This window comes from Rhodanobacter denitrificans, from assembly GCF_003335105.1.
GTDB classification, from domain to species: Bacteria; Pseudomonadota; Gammaproteobacteria; order Xanthomonadales; family Rhodanobacteraceae; genus Rhodanobacter; species Rhodanobacter denitrificans_A.
Genome location: NZ_QFWQ01000005.1, coordinates 216,014 through 234,447, shown reverse-complemented (window position 1 = coordinate 234,447; position 18,434 = coordinate 216,014). Strand labels below are relative to the sequence as shown.

Below are 18,434 nucleotides of genomic sequence, written 5' to 3'. Positions count from 1 at the left end.
TCAACCCGTGGAGTGTAGCACGAACCGTGTCAAAACTACAGTATTTAACCAATATTAATCAATAACTTAGGACGATGTCCTGGTGGACTTGAAAAGCATCCCGCGTGCTGTCGAAAAATTGATCAGCGCAGCCACGGCGGAACCGGCGGCGGCGGCCGGTGCCGGCCAGTGCTGCAACAGCGGGTAGCCCACCAGCAGCAGGGCGTAAACCCCGTAATTGACCATTGCGCCAAGGCTCATCAGCCCCAGCCAGTGCAACCATTCGGCATGTGCCGCGCGGTTGCTGCTTCGCGCGGCAAAGGTATAACGGCGGTTCCACCACCAGGTCACCGTTGCCGCGACCAGGAACGACAGCACGCGGGCCAGGTAGGGATTCCACGCGGCCCAGCCAACCAGCGCCTGCACGATCCCGGCGTCGACCAGCAACCCCAGCACGCCGCCGACGGCGAACAGCGCGATCTCGCGCGGGAGTTTCATCATCCGAACATGGCCTGCATCGCCAGGCTGTTCGGCCGCTCGATCACGCCACGCTCGGTCACGATCGCGTCGATCAGCTCCGCCGGCGTCACGTCGAACACCGGGTTCCAGGCCTGCGCGCCCTCGACCACGACGCGACGACCGGCGATACCGAGCAGTTCGGCCGGGTCGCGCAGCTCGATCTCGATTTCCTCGCCGCTGCCGGTGGCCATGTCGACGGTGGAGGACGGCGCCACCACCATGAATTTCACGCCGTGGTACTTCGCTGCGATCGCCAGCTGGTAGGTGCCGATCTTGTTCGCGGTATCGCCGTTCGCGGCGATCCGGTCGGCGCCCACGATCACCCACTGCACCGCGCCGGATCTCATCAGGTGCGCCGCGGCGGAATCGGCGATCAGCTGTGCCGGGATGCCGTCGCGCACCAGCTCCCACATGGTCAGTCGCGCGCCCTGCTGCCATGGCCGGGTTTCGCCGGCGTAGACCCGCGCGATCCGTCCCGCCGCCACGCCGGCACGGATCACGCCCAGCGCGGTGCCATAGCCGGCGGTGGCCAGCGAACCGGTGTTGCAATGGGTCAGCACGCCCGAGCCGGCGGCAATCAGGCTGGCGCCCGACTCGCCCATCCGCCGGTTCGCAGCCAGGTCTTCATCCTGGATCGCCTGCGCCTCGCGGCGCAGCACGTCGGCGTCGGCGCCGGTCGCGATGCGCCGTTTCATCCGGTCCAGCGCCCACATCAGGTTCACCGCGGTGGGTCGCGCGGCACGCAGCGTGGCCAGCACCGGTTCCAGCGGCACGCCCTGCTGCGCTGCCATCGCCACGCCCCATGCAGCGGCAATGCCGATCGCGGGTGCGCCGCGCACCGCCAGGTCGCGGATCGCCTGGGTGACCTGCGCGGCGTCGCGGCAGTCGATCCAGCGCTCCTCGCCGGGCAGCAGGCGCTGGTCGAGCAGGCGCAGGTGATCGCCCTGCCACTGCACGGCGCGGATGGAATCGTGGGTGTCGGTGGATGCGCTCATCCGTCCATTATCGCCCGCCGCGTGCGCATTTCACACGGCAGGCGAGGACGGTTCAGTCGCGCTGGTGCAGCCACTGGTGGATTGCCGGCGGTACCTCGCGTTGCGCGCGGCCCGATACGTAGATGCCGATGTGCCCGCCCTTGAACGCCAGCTGGGTGTAGTCGGTGCTGCCGACGTGCTTGCCCAGCGCGCGCGACGCATCCGGCGGCACCAGATGATCCTGCTCGGCGAAGATGTTCAGCACCGGCTGGGTGACCATGCCCAGATCGACCACCTGGCCGCCGATTTCCAGCGTGCTCTTCACCAGCTTGTTGCTCTGGTAGAAATCCTTGATGAACTGGCGGAACGCTTCGCCGGCCTGGTCGGGCGAGTCGAAGATCCAGCGTTCCATGCGCAGGAAGTTCTCCAGTTCGACCGGGTTGTCGAGGATGTCGACCAGGCCGATGTACTTCTGCTGGTTCAGCCGCAACGGCTTCAGCGTGAGGTAGACATAGTTCATCAGCCCGGCCGGGATGTTGCCCATGGTGTCGACGAACAGGTCCACGTCCATGTTGCGGCACCAGCCCGACAGCATGTTGTCCGGTGTGTGGAAATCCACCGGGGTGACCATGGTGATCAGGTTCTTCACCTTGTCCGGATGCAACGCGGTGTAGCACAGCGAGAACGCGCCGCCCTGGCAGATGCCGAGCAGGTTGATCGCCTCCAGCCCGTGCCGCTCGCGCACCGCATCCACGCAGCGGTCGAGGTAGCCGTTGATGTAGTCGTCCAGGGTCAGCCAGCGATCGGCGCCGTCGGGGTAGCCCCAGTCGATCAGGTAGACGTCCTCGCCCTGCTCCAGCAGGTTGCGCACCATCGAGCGGTCGGCCTGCAGGTCGGTCATCCAGACCGTGTTGACCAGCGCGTAGACGATCAGCAGCGGGGTTTTCGACCTTGCCTTGGCGTGGCCGGTGAAGTGCCACACCTTCAGCTTGTCCTCGCTGTAGACCAGCTCGCGCGGGGTGTTCGCATACTCCGGCTCGTGCATGTCGCGCAGATGGCCCATGCCGGCGGCCAGCTTGCGCTGGAACGTGGCGATGTCGGCGAGCACCCTGGCCGGGTCGATGCGCAATGGCGTCTGCATGGCGGGTCTCCTTACTGGCGTTTGCGTGGGCTGGGAACGGACTTGGCGGCCGGCTTGCGCGCCGCTTTTGCCGGCGCCTTCTTCGCTGCTGCCGCGGGCTTGACGGGCGTTGCCTTGGCTGTCGCAGCCGCCTGGTTCCCGGCAAGCTGGCGCTTCAGCGCCGCCAGCTCGCGGCGCATGGCCTGCAGCCGCTCGCCGAGGCTCGACACTTCGCTGCGCGTCGGTACGCCGAGTTGCTGGCAGAGCTGTTCGGTCTGTTGCTGCTGCAGTTTGCGCACGCGCATCTGCGTGTTGACCATCTCGCCGTAGACCTCGCGGAACTCCTCGGACAGCGCGATCCCGGCATAGGCTTCTTCCGACGCGTCCACCCAGAGGTCGTACAACCCCTTCAGCGAATCGATCTGGCGACCCGGCTCGGCATATTGGGCCAGCTTCTCCTGCAGGCGTTGCATCCCTTGCGTGTTGGCGCGCTGGATCAGTTCCTGGTACCGGGCAGACGCCTGCATCGCTTCCAGCAGCGCTGTGGCCATGGCCTGCTGCTGCATCTGCTGCTCGCGGTTAAGGCCGAACGCCGGTGCCGGTCCGTGCGCACCCGGCAGGTCGCCGAAACCGCCGTGCCGGGCCGCCTGCAGCCAGGATTGCCACTGTCGTGCGAAGCCTTCCGCACCGGCGCTGTCGATGCCGCCGAACGCCTGCGCGAACGGCTGGCTGGCACTGCCGAACATCTGCTGCAGCTGCTGGCGCCAATCGCTGCCCGGTTGCGCGGCCGTGCTGCCGGCAGCGGCCGCCTGCATCCAGTCGAAGTATCCCTTGAGGCCGGTCAGCGCGCGCTCCAGCATGTCGTTGCCGGCAATCGGTGCCGGCGGTGGCGCGAACGGATTCGCCGCAGGCTGCGGCTGGAACTGGCGCGACCAGGCATCCCACGACTGCTGCGCCAGCGTCTGGTAGTCCCTGATGAAATCATTGGCCGGATCGGTCATCGATGCATCCTCGCGCAAGGTTCCCCGGCATCCTAGCAAAAGCCTATTGCACAAAATCATCGGCGTCCAAATGCACAAGGCCCGGCATGAGCCGGGCCTTGTGGAATCGCCTTGTCCGGAAACTCAGACGCCGGCGCGTTCTTCTTCGGTCACCGCCTTCATCGACAGGCGGATGCGGCCCTGCTTGTCCACTTCGAGCACCTTGACCTTGACGATGTCGCCTTCCTTCAGCTTGTCGGAGACCTTCTCCACGCGCTCGTCGGAAATCTGCGACACGTGCACCAGACCATCCTTGCCCGGCATGATCGTGACGAACGCGCCGAAGTCCATCAGCTTCGCCACCTTGCCTTCGTAGATGCGGCCCGGCTCGACGTCGGAGACGATCTGCTCGATGCGCTTGCGTGCCGCTTCGCCAGCCTCGCGGTTGACCGAGCCGACGACGATGGTGCCGTCGTCGCTGATGTCGATCGTGGTACCGGTCTCCTCGGTGATCGAGCGGATCGTGGCGCCGCCCTTGCCGATCACTTCGCGGATCTTGTCCGGGTGGATCTTGATGGTGATCAGGCGCGGGGCGTACTCGCTCATCTCGGCACGGGCGGTGCTGATCGCCTTGTTCATCTCGCCGAGGATATGCAGGCGACCACGCTTGGCCTGGGCCAACGCCACCTTCATGATCTCCTCGGTGATGCCGTCGATCTTGATGTCCATCTGCAGAGCGGAGATGCCTTCGGAGCTGCCGGCCACCTTGAAATCCATGTCGCCGAGGTGATCCTCGTCGCCCAGGATGTCGGACAGCACGACGAAGTCTTCGCCTTCCTTGACCAGGCCCATCGCGATGCCGGCCACCGGCGCCTTCAGCGGCACGCCGGCGTCCATCATCGCCAACGAGGAGCCGCACACCGAGGCCATCGACGAGGAACCGTTGGACTCGGTGATCTCCGAGACCACGCGCAGCACGTACGGGAATGCCTCGATCGTCGGCTTGACCGCCTGCACGCCACGCTTGGCGAGGCGACCGTGGCCGATCTCGCGACGCTTCGGCGCACCGAAGCGGCCGGCCTCGCCCACCGAGAACGGCGGGAAGTTGTAGTGGAACAGGAACGGATCCTTCGACTCGCCCACGGGTGCGTCGATGATCTGCGCATCGCGGGTGGTGCCCAGGGTGACGACGACCAGCGCCTGCGTCTCGCCGCGGGTGAACAGCGCCGAGCCGTGGGTGCGCGGCAGCACGCCGACACGGGCGGTGATCGCGCGCACGTCGTCTAGCTGGCGGCCGTCGATGCGCACCTTGGTCTTCAGCACGCTGTCGCGCATGGTGTGGTATTCGAGTTCCTCGAATTCCTTGGCCAGCGAGCCGGCCGCCCAGCCTTTCTCTTCGGCCTGCGCCTTGAGCCCGGCCAGCACGTCGGTCTTGATCGCGGCGATTGCGTCGCGGCGCTGCAGTTTGTCGCGCACTTGGAACGCCTCGGCCAGCTGGTTGCCGACGGCACCCTTGACCGCAGCAGCCAGCGACTCGTCACGGGCCGGCGCCTGCCAGTCCCACGACGGCTTGCCCGCCTCGGCGGCCAGCTCGGCGATCGCGTGGATCGCGGCCTGCATCTGCCGGTGGCCGAACATCACCGCGCCGAGCATCACGTCCTCGGACAGCAGCTGGGCTTCGGATTCCACCATCAGCACGGCGCCGGCGGTGCCGGCGACGACCAGGTCCAACTGGGAGGTTTTCAGCTCGGTGGCCGACGGATTCAGCAGGTACTGGCCGTTCGCATAGCCGACGCGGGCAGCACCGATCGGGCCCTTGAACGGAATGCCGGCAAGGCTCAGCGCGGCAGAGGCGCCGAGCAGCGCAGGAATGTCACCGTCGATTTCCGGGTCGAGCGAAACGACCTGGGCGATGACCTGCACTTCGTTCTTGAAGTCGTCGGGGAACAGCGGGCGCACCGGGCGGTCGATCAGGCGCGAGGTCAGCGTCTCCTTCTCGGTCGGACGGCCTTCGCGCTTGAAGAAACCGCCGGGAATGCGGCCGGCGGAATAGAACTTCTCCACATAGTCGACGGTGAGCGGGAAGAAGTCCTGGCCTTCCTTCTGCTTGGCGGCGGCCACGGCGGTGACCAGCACTACCGTACCCCCCATGCTGACCATCACCGCACCAGACGCCTGGCGGGCAATTTCGCCCGTCTCCAGTGTGACTTGGTGGTTACCGTACTGGAATGACTTGGTTACTTTTGCCACGTGCTTAATTCCTGATCTGATGGAGGAGTGCGCCCACGGATAGGCGTCTCTTGATCTTTGCGTTCACGGATGAACGCACGAATTACCGCCGCAGGCCGAGGCGTTCGATCAGGGTCTGATAGCGCGCAAGATCGCTGTCCTTCAGATAGCTGAGCAGGCGCTTGCGCTGGTTGACCAGCTTCAGCAGGCCACGGCGGGAGTGGTGGTCCTGCTTGTGTTCCTTGAAATGGTCGGTGAGATGGTCGATGCGGGCGGACAGCAGCGCCACCTGGACTTCGGTCGAACCGGTGTCGTTCGGCACCCGGCCGAAATCAGCAATGATCTTGCCGGTCTGTTCTGCGGTAAGAGACATGGATATACGTTTCCTTGGAAGGCGATGCGAAGCTTGCGCTTGCGTCATCGCGATGACGCAAGCGCAAGCTTCGCCTAGTTGAATGAAAGCGTTGAAATAACTTGTGTATTCTACTGATGGGAACGGTGTTACAACAAGTGCGGCGCGGTCAAACCATGCGAATCCGTCAATCCGGCGGAAGGTTGAAGCCGCGCAGGATCCGCGCGCGCCCCTCGGCGTCGGGTTCCAGCAGCGCCAGCAACGCACCATCGCTGGCGTACGCCACGCAGCGCCCGGCTTCCGCCAGACCCGGCAAGGCGATCTGCTGGCCGCGCGAGATCGCCATGCTCTGCGTCTCATCGAGCCGCAATACCGGTAGATCGGACAGGCCGGCCGATACCGGCAGCAGCCATGCCAGCAAGGCCTCGTCGCCCTGCTCCGCCGCCTGCTCCAGCTGCGTCAGGGTGACCATCCGCGGCTCGCGGAACGGTTCGACCCAGATCCGGCGCAGCGCGGTCAGGTGGGCGCCGCAGCCCAGATCCTCGCCCAGGTCCACCGCCAGCGAACGGACATAGGTACCCGAGCCGCACTCCACCAGCAACTGCAGCGTGTCATCGGTACGCGCCAGCAGCTCCAGCCGGTACACATCCACCTCACGTGGAGGCACCTCGACGGTTTCGCCGCGACGCGCCTTGGCATACAGCCGTTCGCCACCCTGCTTCAGTGCGGAATACATCGGCGGCACCTGAAGGATGCGACCGCGCAATTTGGCCAGCGCCGCCTCGATCGCGGCCGCGTCGAGCTGCGGCACCGGACATTGCCGGACGAGCTCGCCTTCGCTGTCGGCCGTATCCGTGGTGAGGCCCAACCGGCACTCGGCCAGATAGGCCTTGCGCGCCCCCAGCAGGCTGCCAGCCAGCTTGGTCGCCTCGCCGAAGCAAAGCGGCAACAGGCCGGTGGCCAGTGGATCGAGCGCGCCGGTATGGCCGCCCTTGGACGCACGCAGCAGACGGCGCACGGCCTGCAGCGCCTGGTTGGAACTCAGGCCCTGCGGCTTGTCGAGCAGCACGATGCCGTGCAGGTCGCGAAACTGGATGCGCGGCGGACGGCTCATCGGCTCGGCGGTGCCCAATGGCTGCGTTCAGCCCTGCTTGTCGCCGTCCGGCGGCGCCAGATCGCGCGCCTGCTGGCGCAGCAGCGACTCGATGCGCTCGCCCTTGTCGACCGAATCGTCGTACTTGAACTTCAGCTCCGGCACCCGCCGCATGCGCATGCCGCTGTGCGCCAGCGCATGGCGGATCTCGTGACTCATCTCGTTGAGCGCCTTCACCGCAGGCAACCCCTGTTCCGGCAGCATGGTGGTCACCCACACCGTGGCCCAGTCGAGGTCACGGGTGATTTCCACGTCGCATACGCTGGTCGACGGCAAGCCGTGATCGCGCACGGCCGCGTGCACCAGCAAGCCCAACTCGCGGCGCAATTCGGCGCCTATGCGGTCGGTACGTTTGAAATCGCGGGAAGGCATGAAAAAAAACCTGAGTAGTGAGTGAAGAGGAGTGAGAAACGAGAGAGAGCGTTTGCGCTTCTCTTATTTCTCACTCCTGCACACCCGTTTCTGCTTTACAGCGTGCGCGCCACTTCGGTGCGTTCGAAGCACTCGATCTGGTCGCCCGGCTTGACGTCGTTGTACTGCTTCACGGCGATGCCGCATTCCATGCCGGCGCGCACCTCGTCGACCAGGTCCTTGAAGCGGCGCAGCGATTCCAGTTCGCCCTCGAAGATCACCACATGGTCGCGCAGCACGCGGATCGGCTTGTTCCGCTTGACCGAGCCTTCGGTGACCATGCAACCGGCCACGGCGCCGAACTTGGAGCTGCGGAACACGTCGCGGACCTCGGCGGTACCGATGATGTCCTCGCGCACTTCCATGCCGAGCAGGCCGGTGGCCGCCTGGGTCACCTGGTCGATCACGTCGTAGATGATCGAGAAATAACGCACATCCACGGCGTTCGTCTCGATCACCTTGCGTGCGGAAGCATCGGCACGCACGTTGAAGCCGATCACCAGCGCCTTCGAGGCGGCGGCCAGCGTGGCATCGGACTCGGTGATGCCGCCGACGCCGGAAGCCACCACGTTGACCCGGACCCGATCGTTGCCGATCTGGGTCAGCGACTCGCGCAAGGCCTCGACCGAGCCCTGCACGTCGCCCTTGACCAGGATGTTGAGCGTCTGCTGCTCCACGCCCTGGCCCATCTTGGCGATGATGTCCTCGAGCCGGTTGCTCTTGCTGACCATCCGCGTCTCGCGCCGCTTGAGCTGACGCTCCTCGGCGACCTCGCGGGCCAGCCGCTCGTCCTCGACGGCGACAAAGTCGTCACCGGTTTCCGGCACGCCTGACAGGCCCAGCACCTGCACCGGGATCGACGGGCCCGCTTCGGCCACCTGCTTGCCGGTTTCGTCGATCAGCGCGCGCATGCGGCCGTATTCGACGCCGCAAACCACGAAGTCGCCCTTGCGCAGCGTGCCCTGCTGCACCAGCACGGTGGCCACCGGGCCACGACCGCGGTCCAGGCTGGACTCGATTACCACGCCGGAAGCGCGGCCGTCGACGACCGCCTTCAATTCCATCACCTCGGCCTGCACCGAGATCGCGTCGAGCAGATCCTCGACGCCCATGCCGGTCTTGGCCGACACCGGGATGAACTGGACGTCGCCGCCCCAGTCTTCCGGCACCACTTCCTGCGCCACCAGGCCCTGCTTGACGTTGTCCGGGTTCGCGCCGTCCTTGTCCATCTTGTTGACGGCCACGATCAGCGGCACCTTGGCGGCGCGCGCGTGCTTCACCGCCTCGATCGTCTGCGGCTTGACGCCGTCGTCGGCGGCCACCACCAGCACCACGATGTCGGTCGACTGCGCGCCACGGGCGCGCATCGAGGTGAACGCGGCATGGCCGGGGGTATCCAGGAACGTGATCACGCCCCTGGAAGTCTCCACATGGTAGGCACCGATATGCTGGGTGATGCCGCCGGCTTCGCCGGAGGCGACCTTGGTGCGGCGGATGTAGTCGAGCAGCGAGGTCTTGCCGTGGTCGACGTGGCCCATGATCGTCACCACCGGCGGGCGCGTGACCTTCTCGCCCTCCAGTTCGATGTTCTGGGTATGCGCCGCCAGCGTCTCCTCGGCGTTGTTCTGGTTGTCGGCCACCGGCGTGTGGCCGAGTTCCTCAACCACCAGTACGGCGGTGTCGTGGTCGATGGTCTGGTTGATGGTCGCCATCACGCCCATCTTGAACAGCGCCTTGACCACCTCGGAGCCCTTGACCGCCATCTTCTGGGCCAGTTCGGCGACGATGTTGGCATCGCCCACGACCACCTCGCGCACCACCGGTGCGGTCGGTCGCGAGAAGCCGTGCGGACCGGTCGGTGTGCTGCCGCCGGCGCGCGGCGAAAGCTCGCGGCCGCCGCGGGCCGTCTTGCCGCGCTTGCCGCTGGAAGAACGGCGGGCACGATCGGCCTCGCTGAGATGCATCTGTCCGCCAGCGAAACGCTTGCTGGCGCTCTCGCGCCCTTCCTTGTCCCCGACACTGTCGTTGCGCTCGCGAGAATGCTTGGGCTTGCCGCGGCCGCCGTCGGCCGTCGCAGCCGCAGCCCCGTCGCCTGCAGCCGGACGCGCGGCCGGAGCGGGTGCAGGGGCAGGCGCCGCGACCGGCTTGACCAGCTTCTCGCGCTTGCGCGGCTCGTGGATGCGCGGAAGGATCATGCCCAGCTCGCGCTGGTCGATCCGCTGGACGGATGCGTCCGCCTCGCCGCCGGCGCCTGCCGGCGTCTCGGCGACCGGCGTCTCCGGTGCCGCCGCGACAGGTTCGGCCGTGTCCGGCTCGTCGGCGCTGGCTGCTGCCTCGACCTCGATCCGCGCCTTTTCCTCCTGCTGCCGCTGCTCGTCCAGGGCGCGCTGCTGCGCTTCGACCTGACGACGATGCTCGGCCTCGGCCCGCTCGCGATCTTCCTGCTCGCGCTGCTGCTGCGATTCGTGCAGCTTGCGTACGGCGTCCTCGCGCTCGGGCTCGACGCTGGCTTCCTCGGCGATCACGCTGCGCTTGACGTAGGTACGCTTGGCACGCACCTCGACGTTGACCGTCTTGGCCGTGCCTGCAGCACCCCGGCCGCCCGGCGTGGCCACCTTCAATTCGCCGACCGTCCGCCGCTTGAGGGTGATCTGGCGCGGCGCGCTGTCCTCGACTTCCGCCGCGACTCCGCCCTTGCCGTGCGTGCGGCGCAGGAAGCCCAGCAGCTTCACCTTCTCGGTGCTGCTGATGACCTGCTCCTGGTCGGAGAATTTCATGCCTGCCTCGCCAAGCTGCGTCAGCAGCCTGTCGACCGGCATGCCCAGCACCTGGGCGAGTTGTTTGATCGTGACGTCCGACATCGTGTTCTTTGCTCCGCCGTTCCCGCGCTTATCATCTGTGCGGCACCAACTGCACCGCCGCCTCCATCCATGGTGAAAGGCCTCTCATGGCCTTTCTCGGCACGCCCGTCCGGGGCGCCGCCGCCTGCGGTTAGCCGCCCTTCTCCAGCCGTGCGATCATCGGCGCCCGCGCGGCCATGATCAGCGCTGCGGCGCGTTCCTCGTCCATGCCCTCGATATCGATCATGTCGTCCACCGCCAGGTCAGCCAGGTCGTCGACCGTGGTCACCTCGCGCGCGGCCAGCGCATAGGCGGTCGCCTCGTCCATCCCTTCCAGCGCAAGCAGCTCGTCGGAAGGCTGATGTTCGTCGACGCCCTCCTCCGCCGCCAGTGCCTCGGTCAGCAGGGCGTCGCGGGCGCGGGCGCGCAGTTCCTCGACGATGTCCTCGTCGAAGCCCTCCACCGCCAGCAGCTCGGCGCTGGGCACATAGGCGATTTCCTCGATGCTGGAGAAACCTTCCTGCACGAGGATGACGGCGATTTCCTGGTCCACCTCGAGCTTCTCCATGAACAGCGCCTTCGCGGCCTCCTGCTCGGCCTCGCTCTTGGCGGTGACCTGATCCTGGGTCATCACGTTGAGCTGCCAGCCGGTGAGCTTGCTGGCCAGGCGCACGTTCTGGCCGCCGCGGCCGATGGCCTGCGAGAGCTTGTCCTCGGCCACCGCGATGTCCATCGAGTGCTTTTCCTCGTCCATGATGATGGACTGCACCTCGGCCGGCGCCATCGCGTTGATGACGTACTGGGCCTGATTCTCGTGCCACAGGATGATGTCCACGCGCTCGCCGTTGAGGTCGTTGGAGACCGCCTGCACGCGCGAACCGCGCATGCCGATGCAGGCGCCGATCGGGTCGGTGCGCGTGTCGTGCGCCAGCACGGCGATCTTGGCGCGGTCGCCCGGGTCGCGCGCGCAACCCTTGATCTCGACCAGGCCCTGGCCGACCTCGGGCACTTCCAGCTTGAACAGCTCGATCATGAATTCCGGCGCGGCGCGCGACACGAACAACTGCGGGCCGCGGGCCTCGGAGCGTACCTCGTACAGGTAGCCGCGCACGCGATCGCCCACGCGTACCGATTCGCGCGGAATCGTCTTGTCGCGCGGAATGAACGCCTCGGCATTGCCGCCCAGGTCGAGGTAGATGTTGCCGCGCTCCACACGCTTGACGATGCCGGTGACCAGCTCGCCCACGCGGTCGGCGAACGCATCCACCACCTGCTGGCGCTCGGCCTCGCGCACGCGCTGCACGATCACCTGCTTGGCAGCCTGGGCAGCAATGCGGCCGAACTCGGCGTTCTCGATCTGCTGCTCGATGTACTCGCCCACCTGGGCGTCGGCGCGCTCGTCCAGCGCGTCCATCAGGCGCAGCTGGTACGACGGCGACTCCATCTCGCCGTCGTCGGCGATGATTTCCCAGCGGCGGAACGTCTCGTACTCGCCGGTGTTGTGGTCGATCGACACGCGGATGTCCGGTTCCTCGTCCGGGTAGCGCTTTTTCGCGGCCGAGGCCAGTGCGGCCTCCATGGCTTCGAAAATCACTTCCTCCGGCACGCCCTTTTCATTGGCGACCGCGTCGACGACCAGCAAAAGTTCTTTGCTCATTGCAGCAGCTCCATAAACGCCCTGCGGCGTCCGATCGGTAACTTTTGCGTTCATCCCTGAACGCCGGGATCAAGAGGCAGCCATCCATGGCCGCACTGTTCAATAGCTTGTAGGTTCGTCCTTGAGCGCGAAGATCACGAAGCAGCCTTCCATGGCTGCACTGTTCAATACTTGTGTGTTCGTCCTTGAACGCGAAGATCATGAGGCAGTCTTCCATGGCTGCGCTCTTCAACAAAGCCTCAATCAACCTTCTTCTTGGCGGGCGCCTTGCCGCCGGGCTTGGGCTGCGGCGCATAACCGAGCGCCACCCAGTCCGGCACCACGCGCGCGCTTTCCACCAGCGCATGGTCGAATTCGAATGTCTTGCCTTCGGCTTCCAGCACGATGCGCTCGCCTTCCACCGAAACCAGCTTGCCGCGCAGGCGACGACGGCCCTCCAGCGGCGCCCTCAGCAGCACTTTCACTTCCTGCCCACCAGCCCGCGCAAACTGCGCAGCGGTGAACAGCGGCCGATCCAGGCCCGGCGAGGAAACCTCCAGCACGTAATGGCCAGGAACCGGGTCTTCCACGTCGAGCAGGGCCGACAGCTCGCGGCTGGCGGTCTCACAATCCTCGATACCGACCTCGCGGCGCTCGCCGTCGCCCGCTTCCTTGTCCAGCAAGTCCAGATAAACGCGCAGGGTACTCTGCCCGTGCGACGGGGTGAACTCCACGCCGAGGCATTCCAGGCCCAGATCGGCCAGGACCCCGCTGAAACGTTGCGCCAGTGCCTGTGTATCCATGGGTAGCCTTCCCAGATCACCTGTGAGAACCGCAGAAACAAAAAATGGGCTCCAACGGCCCATTTCCCTATCTCGCCGATGTCCCACTCCATGCAGCTCCTTCCGATGCAGGTGCTGCCCGAGGCGGCCCCGCACGACGCGTCCTTGCGCCCAACAAAAAAGCCTCACGAGGAGGCTTTCTTGCATCAAGAAAGATCTGGTAGCGGGGGCAGGATTCGAACCTGCGACCTTCGGGTTATGAGCCCGACGAGCTGCCAGACTGCTCCACCCCGCATCAGAGTCCGAAGAGTTTACCGGGGTGGCCGATTTCTTGCAAGCCTCGAATCCCTCGCATTCGTCACCCCGCAGGCATTCACAAGCCGAATGCGTGCCGGCACCACGCCAGCAGCGGGCCCCAGTACAGACCCAGCGCCAGCAGCGACAACGCATTGAGCGACAGCACCACGCGCAACGGCTGGTCCGGCTGCGCCTGCAGTGCGCCACCTTCCACCGGCTTGTCGAAGTACATCACCTTGACCACGTACAGGTAGTAGTACAAGCCGATGATGGCGAACACGATGCCGACGATCGCGAGCCACAGCATGTTCGCGTGGATCGCCGCCTCCAGCACCAGCACCTTGGCCCAGAAACCGAACAGCGGCGGCACGCCGGCCAGCGAGAACATCGCCAGCAGCATCAGGAACGCCATCCACGGCGACTTCTGGTTCAGTCCCTTCAGGTCGGCGATTTCCTCGCATTCGAAACCGGCCCGGGTCAGCGCCAGCATCACGCCGAACGCGGCCACGCCCATCAGTGCGTAGCAGATCGCGTAGAACATCGCCGCGGCATAGCCTTCCGGGCCGGCGGCGGCAAGGCCCAGCAGCAGGTAGCCCATGTGCGAGATGGTCGAGTACGCCAGCATGCGCTTGAGGTTGGTCTGCACGATCGCGACCAGGTTGCCGATCGCCAGCGAAATCACGGCGAGCACCGCCAGCATCAGATGCCAATGCTGCGACAGGTCGCCCATGCCGGCGTCGAGCAGGCGATAGGCCATGCCGAACGCGGCCAGCTTCGAACCCGAGGCGATGAAGGTGGTGACCGGGGTCGGCGCGCCCTGGTAGACGTCGGGAATCCACATGTGGAATGGCGCGGCACCCAGCTTGAAGCCGATGCCCACGACCATGAAGACCAGGCCGAACAGCAACAGGGTCGGCGCCGTGGTGTAGCTCATCACGTTGTGCAGTTGCGCCAGGTCCAGCGTCGGCGTGCCGCCCATGCCGGAAGCGCCGTAGACCATCGACATGCCATACAGCAGCATGCCCGAGGCCAGCGCGCCCAGCACGAAGTACTTGATCGCCGCTTCCGGCGGCAGCTTCGCGTCGCGGTTCAGCGCCACCAGCGCGTACGACGACAGCGACAGCAGCTCCAGTCCCAGGTAGACGGTGACCAGGTTGCCTGCCGAGACCAGCAGCATGATGCCGAGCACCGCGAAGATCATCAGCGTGTAGAACTCGCCGCTGACCAGCTTGCGGTCGGTCAGGTACGGACGGGCGTAGACGAATACCATCGCGGTGGTGCCCAGCGCGAACACCTTGAGGATCTCGGCCACGTCGTCGCGTACGAACATGCCGCCGAACGCGGTGACTGCCTGCGGCGGCTGCCCGGCGACCACCAGGTAGATCGCCACCAGCAGCACGGCGATCGAGATCCAGTGCAGCAGCGGCCGCTGCGCGGGCTTCATGAAGGCGTCCAGCAGCAGCAGCAGGCACGCCGCCGCCACCAGGTAGAACTCCGGCAGCAGGATCAGGATGTCATTGAAAGTCGGCATGTCGGGTCCCGATCAGATCTTGTGAATGGCCAGCTGCTGCACCAGTTGCGACACCGAGCTGTCCATCAGGTGGACCAGCGGCTGCGGCCAGATGCCCAGCGCCAGCACGGCGGCGGCGAAGGCGGCCAGCACGAATGTCTCGCGTCCGTTGATCTCCTTCATCTCCGCCACGTGCGGGTTGGTGATCGCGCCCCACAGCACGCGCTTGACCAGCCACAGCGTGTAGCCCGCGCCGATGACCAGGGTGAACGCGGCGAACAGCGCGATCCACGGATTGGCGGTGAAGCTGGCCAGGATCACCATGAACTCGCCCACGAAACCGCTGGTGCCCGGCAGGCCGCAGTTGGCCATCGCGAACAGCACGTAGAAGAAGCCGAACCACGGCATCGCATTGATCACGCCGCCGTAATCCTTGATCAGGCGCGTGTGCAGGCGGTCGTACATCACGCCGATGCAGGTGAACATCGCGCCGGAGACGAAGCCGTGCGAGATCATCTGGATCATCGCGCCCTGCATGCCGAGCATCGCCATGTCGGTGTGGCCTTGATCGCGCACCAGCATGAAGGCGATGAAGATGCCCAGCGTGACGAAGCCCATGTGCGCCACGGACGAGTACGCCACCAGCTTCTTCATGTCCTCCTGCACCAGCGCGACGTAACCGATGTAGACGATCGCGACCAGGCTGAGCACGATCACCAGCCAGGCGAAATGCGCACCGGCATCGGGCACGATCGGCAGGATGAAACGCAGCATGCCGTAGGTGCCGACCTTCAGCATCACCGCCGCCAGCACCACCGAACCGCCGGTCGGCGCCTCGACGTGGGCGTCCGGCAGCCAGGTGTGCACCGGCACCATCGGCACCTTGATCGCGAAGGCGATCAGGAACGCGAAGAAGATCCAGGCCTGCTCGGTGAACGTCAGCGGCAGCGCGGCCAGCGTGGCCAGGTCGAACGTATGCGCCTTCTGGTACAGGTAAAGCAGCGCGATCAGCATGAAGACCGAGCCGAAGAACGTGTAGATGAAGAACTTCAGCGTCGCGTACACGCGGCGCGGGCCGCCCCAGATGCCGATCAGGATGAACATCGGGATCAGGATGGCCTCGAACAGCGCATAGAACAGCAGCGCGTCGGTGGCGCAGAACACGCCGATCAGCAGGCCCTCGAGGATAAGCATCGCGGCCATGTACTGGTGCGGCTTGTCCTGGATGACCTCCCACGCGCCGGCGATCACCAGGATGCCGACGAAGGTGGTCATCACGATCAGCGCCACCGAGATGCCGTCGACCGCCAGGCCGTAGTGGACGCCCCAGGAGGCAATCCACAGGTGGCTCTCGACCAGCTGCATCGCGGCGCCGCCAGGGTTGTACTGCACCAGCAGGAACAGGCTGACCACGAAGGTCAGCACCGCCACCAGCAGCGACAGCCAACGCGCCAGGTTGGGCCGGGCCGAGCCGGCAAGCAGCACCGGGATGGCTCCGACGACGGGTAGCCAGATCAGCAGGCTGAGCAAGTGATTGAACATGGATCCCGTTTCCCTTATTGCCCGGTCAGCCCGGATCCGACCAGCCAATACCCGCCAAGCAGCAGGATCAGGCCGAGGATCATCGCGAAGGCGTAGTGATAGAGGTAGCCCGACTGCAGGCGGCGCATCGTGGCGGCGATACGGTGCACCAGGCTCACCGAGCCGTTGACCATCGCGCCGTCGATCAGCGCCGTCTCGCTGGCCTTCCAGAACCCGCGGCCAAGCAGCACGCCGCCGCGGGCAAACACCGCGAAGTACACGTCGTCGACCCAGTACTTGCGATCGAGCACCGTCCACAGCGGCTTCAGCGCGGACTTGATCCGGTCCGCCAGCGCCGGGTTGAAAAGGTAGATGTAGGTGGTGGTCACGAAGGCGACGAGCACCAGCAGGAAAGGCAGCTGGGTGAACCCATGCAGCGCCATCGCCGCCGCGCCGTGGAATTCGTGGCCCAGCTCGGCCAGCACGTTGTTCGCCTCGTCCACATGGATCGCGCCACGGAACCAGTTGCCGAACAAGGTGGGACCGACCGTGAAGAAGCCCACCAGCAGCGACGGGATCGCCAGCAGCACCAGCGGCAGCGTCACCACCCATGGCGACTCCTTCGGCGGATGATGCAGCACGCCGGGCTGGCCGCCGCTGTGGTGCTCGTCCTCGTGCGAATCGGCCGAAACATGCACGTCGTAGACGAGATCGCTGGGCGCCGGCTCGTGCTCGTCACCATGGGCAGCCACCACGGTGAAGCGCTCCTTGCCGTGGAACGTGAGGTACATCTGGCGGAACGTGTACAGCCCCGTCACCAGCGCACCGGCCATCACGCAGAAGTAGGCATAGTGCGCGCCCCAGCGGTGCGAGAGGCCGACCGCCTCGATGATCGCATCCTTCGAATAGAAGCCGGAGGTGAACGGCACCGCCACCAGCGCCAGCGAACCGATCCACATGGTGATCCAGGTAATCGGCATGTACTTGCGCAGGCCGCCCATGTAGCGCATGTCCTGCTCGTGATGCATCGCGATGATCACCGAGCCGGCACCGAGGAACAGCAGTGCCTTGAAGAACGCATGGGTCATCAGGTGGAACACCGCGCCCGAGTACATCGACACGCCCAGCGCCACCGTCATGTAGCCCAGCTGCGACAGCGTGGAGTACGCGATCACCCGCTTGATGTCATTCTGGACGATGCCAATCAGGCCGGTGAACAGCGCGGTGGTGGCGCCGATCACCAGCACGAAGCTCAGCGCGGTCGACGACATCTCGAACAGCGGCGACATGCGCGCCACCATGAAGATGCCGGCGGTGACCATCGTCGCCGCATGGATCAGCGCGGAGATCGGGGTCGGGCCCTCCATCGAGTCGGGCAGCCACACGTGCAGCGGCACCTGCGCCGACTTGCCCATCGCGCCGACGAACAGGCAGATGCAGATCACCGTGGCCGCGTCCCACTGCGTGTGCGCGGTGATCTGCAGGGTCTTGCCGGCCAGGCCGGGGGCCGCGGCGAACGCGGTGGCGTAGTCCAGCGTGCCGAGGAAATACAGCACCGCCGCGATGCCGAGCAGGAAGCCGAAGTCGCCCACGCGGTTGACCAGGAACGCCTTGAGGTTGGCGAAGATCGCGGTCGGCCGCTTGTACCAGAAGCCGATCAGCAGGTACGACACCAGACCCACCGCTTCCCAGCCGAAGAACAGCTGCATGAAGTTGTTGCTCATCACCAGCATGAACATCGAGAAGGTGAACAGCGAGATGTAGCTGAAGAAGCGGGTGTAGCCGTCGTCGTCGGCCATGTAGCCGATGGTGTAGACGTGCACCAGCAGCGACACGAAGCTCACCACCACCAGCATCAGCGCGGTCAGGCGGTCCACCATGAAGCCGACGCTGGCGTTGAACGGGCCGATCTGGAACCAGGTGTAGATGTTCTGGTTGTATTCGGGCGCGCCGCCCACGGTGAGCTGGTACAACACGTAGAACGACAGCGCGCACGACACCGCCACGCCGAGGATGGTGACGGTATGCGAACCGGCACGACCCAGGAACTTGCCCAGGAAACCGGCCAGCACGCAGCCCACCAGCGGCGCCAGTGCGATCGTCAGCAGGATGGAAGTGGAAAGACCCATGT

General features: G+C 65.7%; 14 protein-coding genes and 1 tRNA gene. All 15 read right to left on the bottom strand.

The features are described 5' to 3' along the window. Positions 1-66: 66 nt before the first annotated feature. The 15 genes from DEO45_RS08415 to nuoL all read right to left on the bottom strand — a co-directional run bounded on the left by DEO45_RS08415 (position 67) and on the right by nuoL (position 18,432). The gene (locus tag DEO45_RS08415) at positions 67-477 is read right to left on the bottom strand and encodes a GtrA family protein (protein WP_114342486.1); all 411 of its coding nucleotides are present in this window, start codon (positions 475-477) and stop codon (positions 67-69) included. Further along, on the bottom strand, positions 477-1,493 hold the full coding sequence (mtnA, locus tag DEO45_RS08410) for an S-methyl-5-thioribose-1-phosphate isomerase (protein ID WP_114342483.1): 1,017 nt from the start codon (positions 1,491-1,493) through the stop codon (positions 477-479). The genes DEO45_RS08415 and mtnA overlap by 1 nt, the downstream gene beginning before the upstream one ends. Positions 1,494-1,545: 52 nt before the next feature. Beyond that, a complete protein-coding gene (locus tag DEO45_RS08405; RefSeq protein ID WP_114342481.1) occupies positions 1,546-2,613 on the bottom strand; it encodes a class III poly(R)-hydroxyalkanoic acid synthase subunit PhaC in 1,068 nt (355 codons plus the stop codon). 11 nt (positions 2,614-2,624) lie between these two features. Beyond that, positions 2,625-3,593: a poly(R)-hydroxyalkanoic acid synthase subunit PhaE gene (locus DEO45_RS08400; protein ID WP_114342479.1), complete on the bottom strand. Its 969-nt coding sequence runs from the start codon at positions 3,591-3,593 to the stop codon at positions 2,625-2,627. A 123-nt stretch (positions 3,594-3,716) separates the two neighbouring features. Then, the gene (pnp, locus tag DEO45_RS08395; protein WP_114342477.1) at positions 3,717-5,822 is read right to left on the bottom strand and encodes a polyribonucleotide nucleotidyltransferase; all 2,106 of its coding nucleotides are present in this window, start codon (positions 5,820-5,822) and stop codon (positions 3,717-3,719) included. Positions 5,823-5,904: 82 nt separating this feature from the next. Beyond that, the gene (gene rpsO, locus DEO45_RS08390) at positions 5,905-6,174 is read right to left on the bottom strand and encodes a 30S ribosomal protein S15 (RefSeq protein ID WP_114342474.1); all 270 of its coding nucleotides are present in this window, start codon (positions 6,172-6,174) and stop codon (positions 5,905-5,907) included. A 166-nt stretch (positions 6,175-6,340) separates the two neighbouring features. Beyond that, a complete protein-coding gene (gene truB / locus DEO45_RS08385; RefSeq protein WP_114342911.1) occupies positions 6,341-7,267 on the bottom strand; it encodes a tRNA pseudouridine(55) synthase TruB in 927 nt (308 codons plus the stop codon). A gap of 27 nt (positions 7,268-7,294) precedes the next feature. Next, positions 7,295-7,678 carry a 30S ribosome-binding factor RbfA gene (rbfA, locus tag DEO45_RS08380; RefSeq protein WP_114342472.1) on the bottom strand — a complete coding sequence of 128 codons (384 nt, stop codon included), beginning with the start codon at positions 7,676-7,678 and terminating at the stop codon, positions 7,295-7,297. Between the two features lie 95 nt (positions 7,679-7,773). After that, positions 7,774-10,578: a translation initiation factor IF-2 gene (gene infB / locus DEO45_RS08375; protein WP_114342470.1), complete on the bottom strand. Its 2,805-nt coding sequence runs from the start codon at positions 10,576-10,578 to the stop codon at positions 7,774-7,776. A gap of 130 nt (positions 10,579-10,708) precedes the next feature. Beyond that, positions 10,709-12,214 carry a transcription termination factor NusA gene (gene nusA, locus DEO45_RS08370; RefSeq protein ID WP_114342468.1) on the bottom strand — a complete coding sequence of 502 codons (1,506 nt, stop codon included), beginning with the start codon at positions 12,212-12,214 and terminating at the stop codon, positions 10,709-10,711. A 239-nt stretch (positions 12,215-12,453) separates the two neighbouring features. Next, the gene (rimP, locus tag DEO45_RS08365) at positions 12,454-12,996 is read right to left on the bottom strand and encodes a ribosome maturation factor RimP (protein WP_189339703.1); all 543 of its coding nucleotides are present in this window, start codon (positions 12,994-12,996) and stop codon (positions 12,454-12,456) included. Between the two features lie 197 nt (positions 12,997-13,193). Beyond that, positions 13,194-13,270: transfer RNA gene (locus tag DEO45_RS08360), tRNA-Met, on the bottom strand. A gap of 78 nt (positions 13,271-13,348) precedes the next feature. Further along, entirely contained in the window at positions 13,349-14,803 is a 1,455-nt protein-coding gene (gene nuoN / locus DEO45_RS08355) for an NADH-quinone oxidoreductase subunit NuoN (protein WP_114342464.1), read from the bottom strand. Between the two features lie 12 nt (positions 14,804-14,815). Next, positions 14,816-16,324: an NADH-quinone oxidoreductase subunit M gene (locus tag DEO45_RS08350; RefSeq protein WP_114342461.1), complete on the bottom strand. Its 1,509-nt coding sequence runs from the start codon at positions 16,322-16,324 to the stop codon at positions 14,816-14,818. A 14-nt stretch (positions 16,325-16,338) separates the two neighbouring features. Then, on the bottom strand, positions 16,339-18,432 hold the full coding sequence (gene nuoL, locus DEO45_RS08345) for an NADH-quinone oxidoreductase subunit L (RefSeq protein WP_114342459.1): 2,094 nt from the start codon (positions 18,430-18,432) through the stop codon (positions 16,339-16,341). Positions 18,433-18,434 lie beyond the last annotated feature (2 nt).

Bases quoted from the DNA above. Each gene is read 5' to 3' on its own strand.
- mtnA (WP_114342483.1), bottom strand. From the start codon at position 1,493: ATGAGCGCATCCACCGACACCCACGATTCCATCCGCGCCGTGCAGTGG.
- DEO45_RS08415 (WP_114342486.1), bottom strand. From the start codon at position 477: ATGAAACTCCCGCGCGAGATCGCGCTGTTCGCCGTCGGCGGCGTGCTG.
- nuoN (WP_114342464.1), bottom strand. From the start codon at position 14,803: ATGCCGACTTTCAATGACATCCTGATCCTGCTGCCGGAGTTCTACCTG.
- nusA (WP_114342468.1), bottom strand. From the start codon at position 12,214: ATGAGCAAAGAACTTTTGCTGGTCGTCGACGCGGTCGCCAATGAAAAG.
- rbfA (WP_114342472.1), bottom strand. From the start codon at position 7,678: ATGCCTTCCCGCGATTTCAAACGTACCGACCGCATAGGCGCCGAATTG.
- DEO45_RS08350 (WP_114342461.1), bottom strand. From the start codon at position 16,324: ATGTTCAATCACTTGCTCAGCCTGCTGATCTGGCTACCCGTCGTCGGA.
- nuoL (WP_114342459.1), bottom strand. From the start codon at position 18,432: ATGGGTCTTTCCACTTCCATCCTGCTGACGATCGCACTGGCGCCGCTG.
- DEO45_RS08405 (WP_114342481.1), bottom strand. From the start codon at position 2,613: ATGCAGACGCCATTGCGCATCGACCCGGCCAGGGTGCTCGCCGACATC.
- rpsO (WP_114342474.1), bottom strand. From the start codon at position 6,174: ATGTCTCTTACCGCAGAACAGACCGGCAAGATCATTGCTGATTTCGGC.
- infB (WP_114342470.1), bottom strand. From the start codon at position 10,578: ATGTCGGACGTCACGATCAAACAACTCGCCCAGGTGCTGGGCATGCCG.
- rimP (WP_189339703.1), bottom strand. From the start codon at position 12,996: ATGGATACACAGGCACTGGCGCAACGTTTCAGCGGGGTCCTGGCCGAT.
- truB (WP_114342911.1), bottom strand. From the start codon at position 7,267: ATGAGCCGTCCGCCGCGCATCCAGTTTCGCGACCTGCACGGCATCGTG.
- DEO45_RS08400 (WP_114342479.1), bottom strand. From the start codon at position 3,593: ATGACCGATCCGGCCAATGATTTCATCAGGGACTACCAGACGCTGGCG.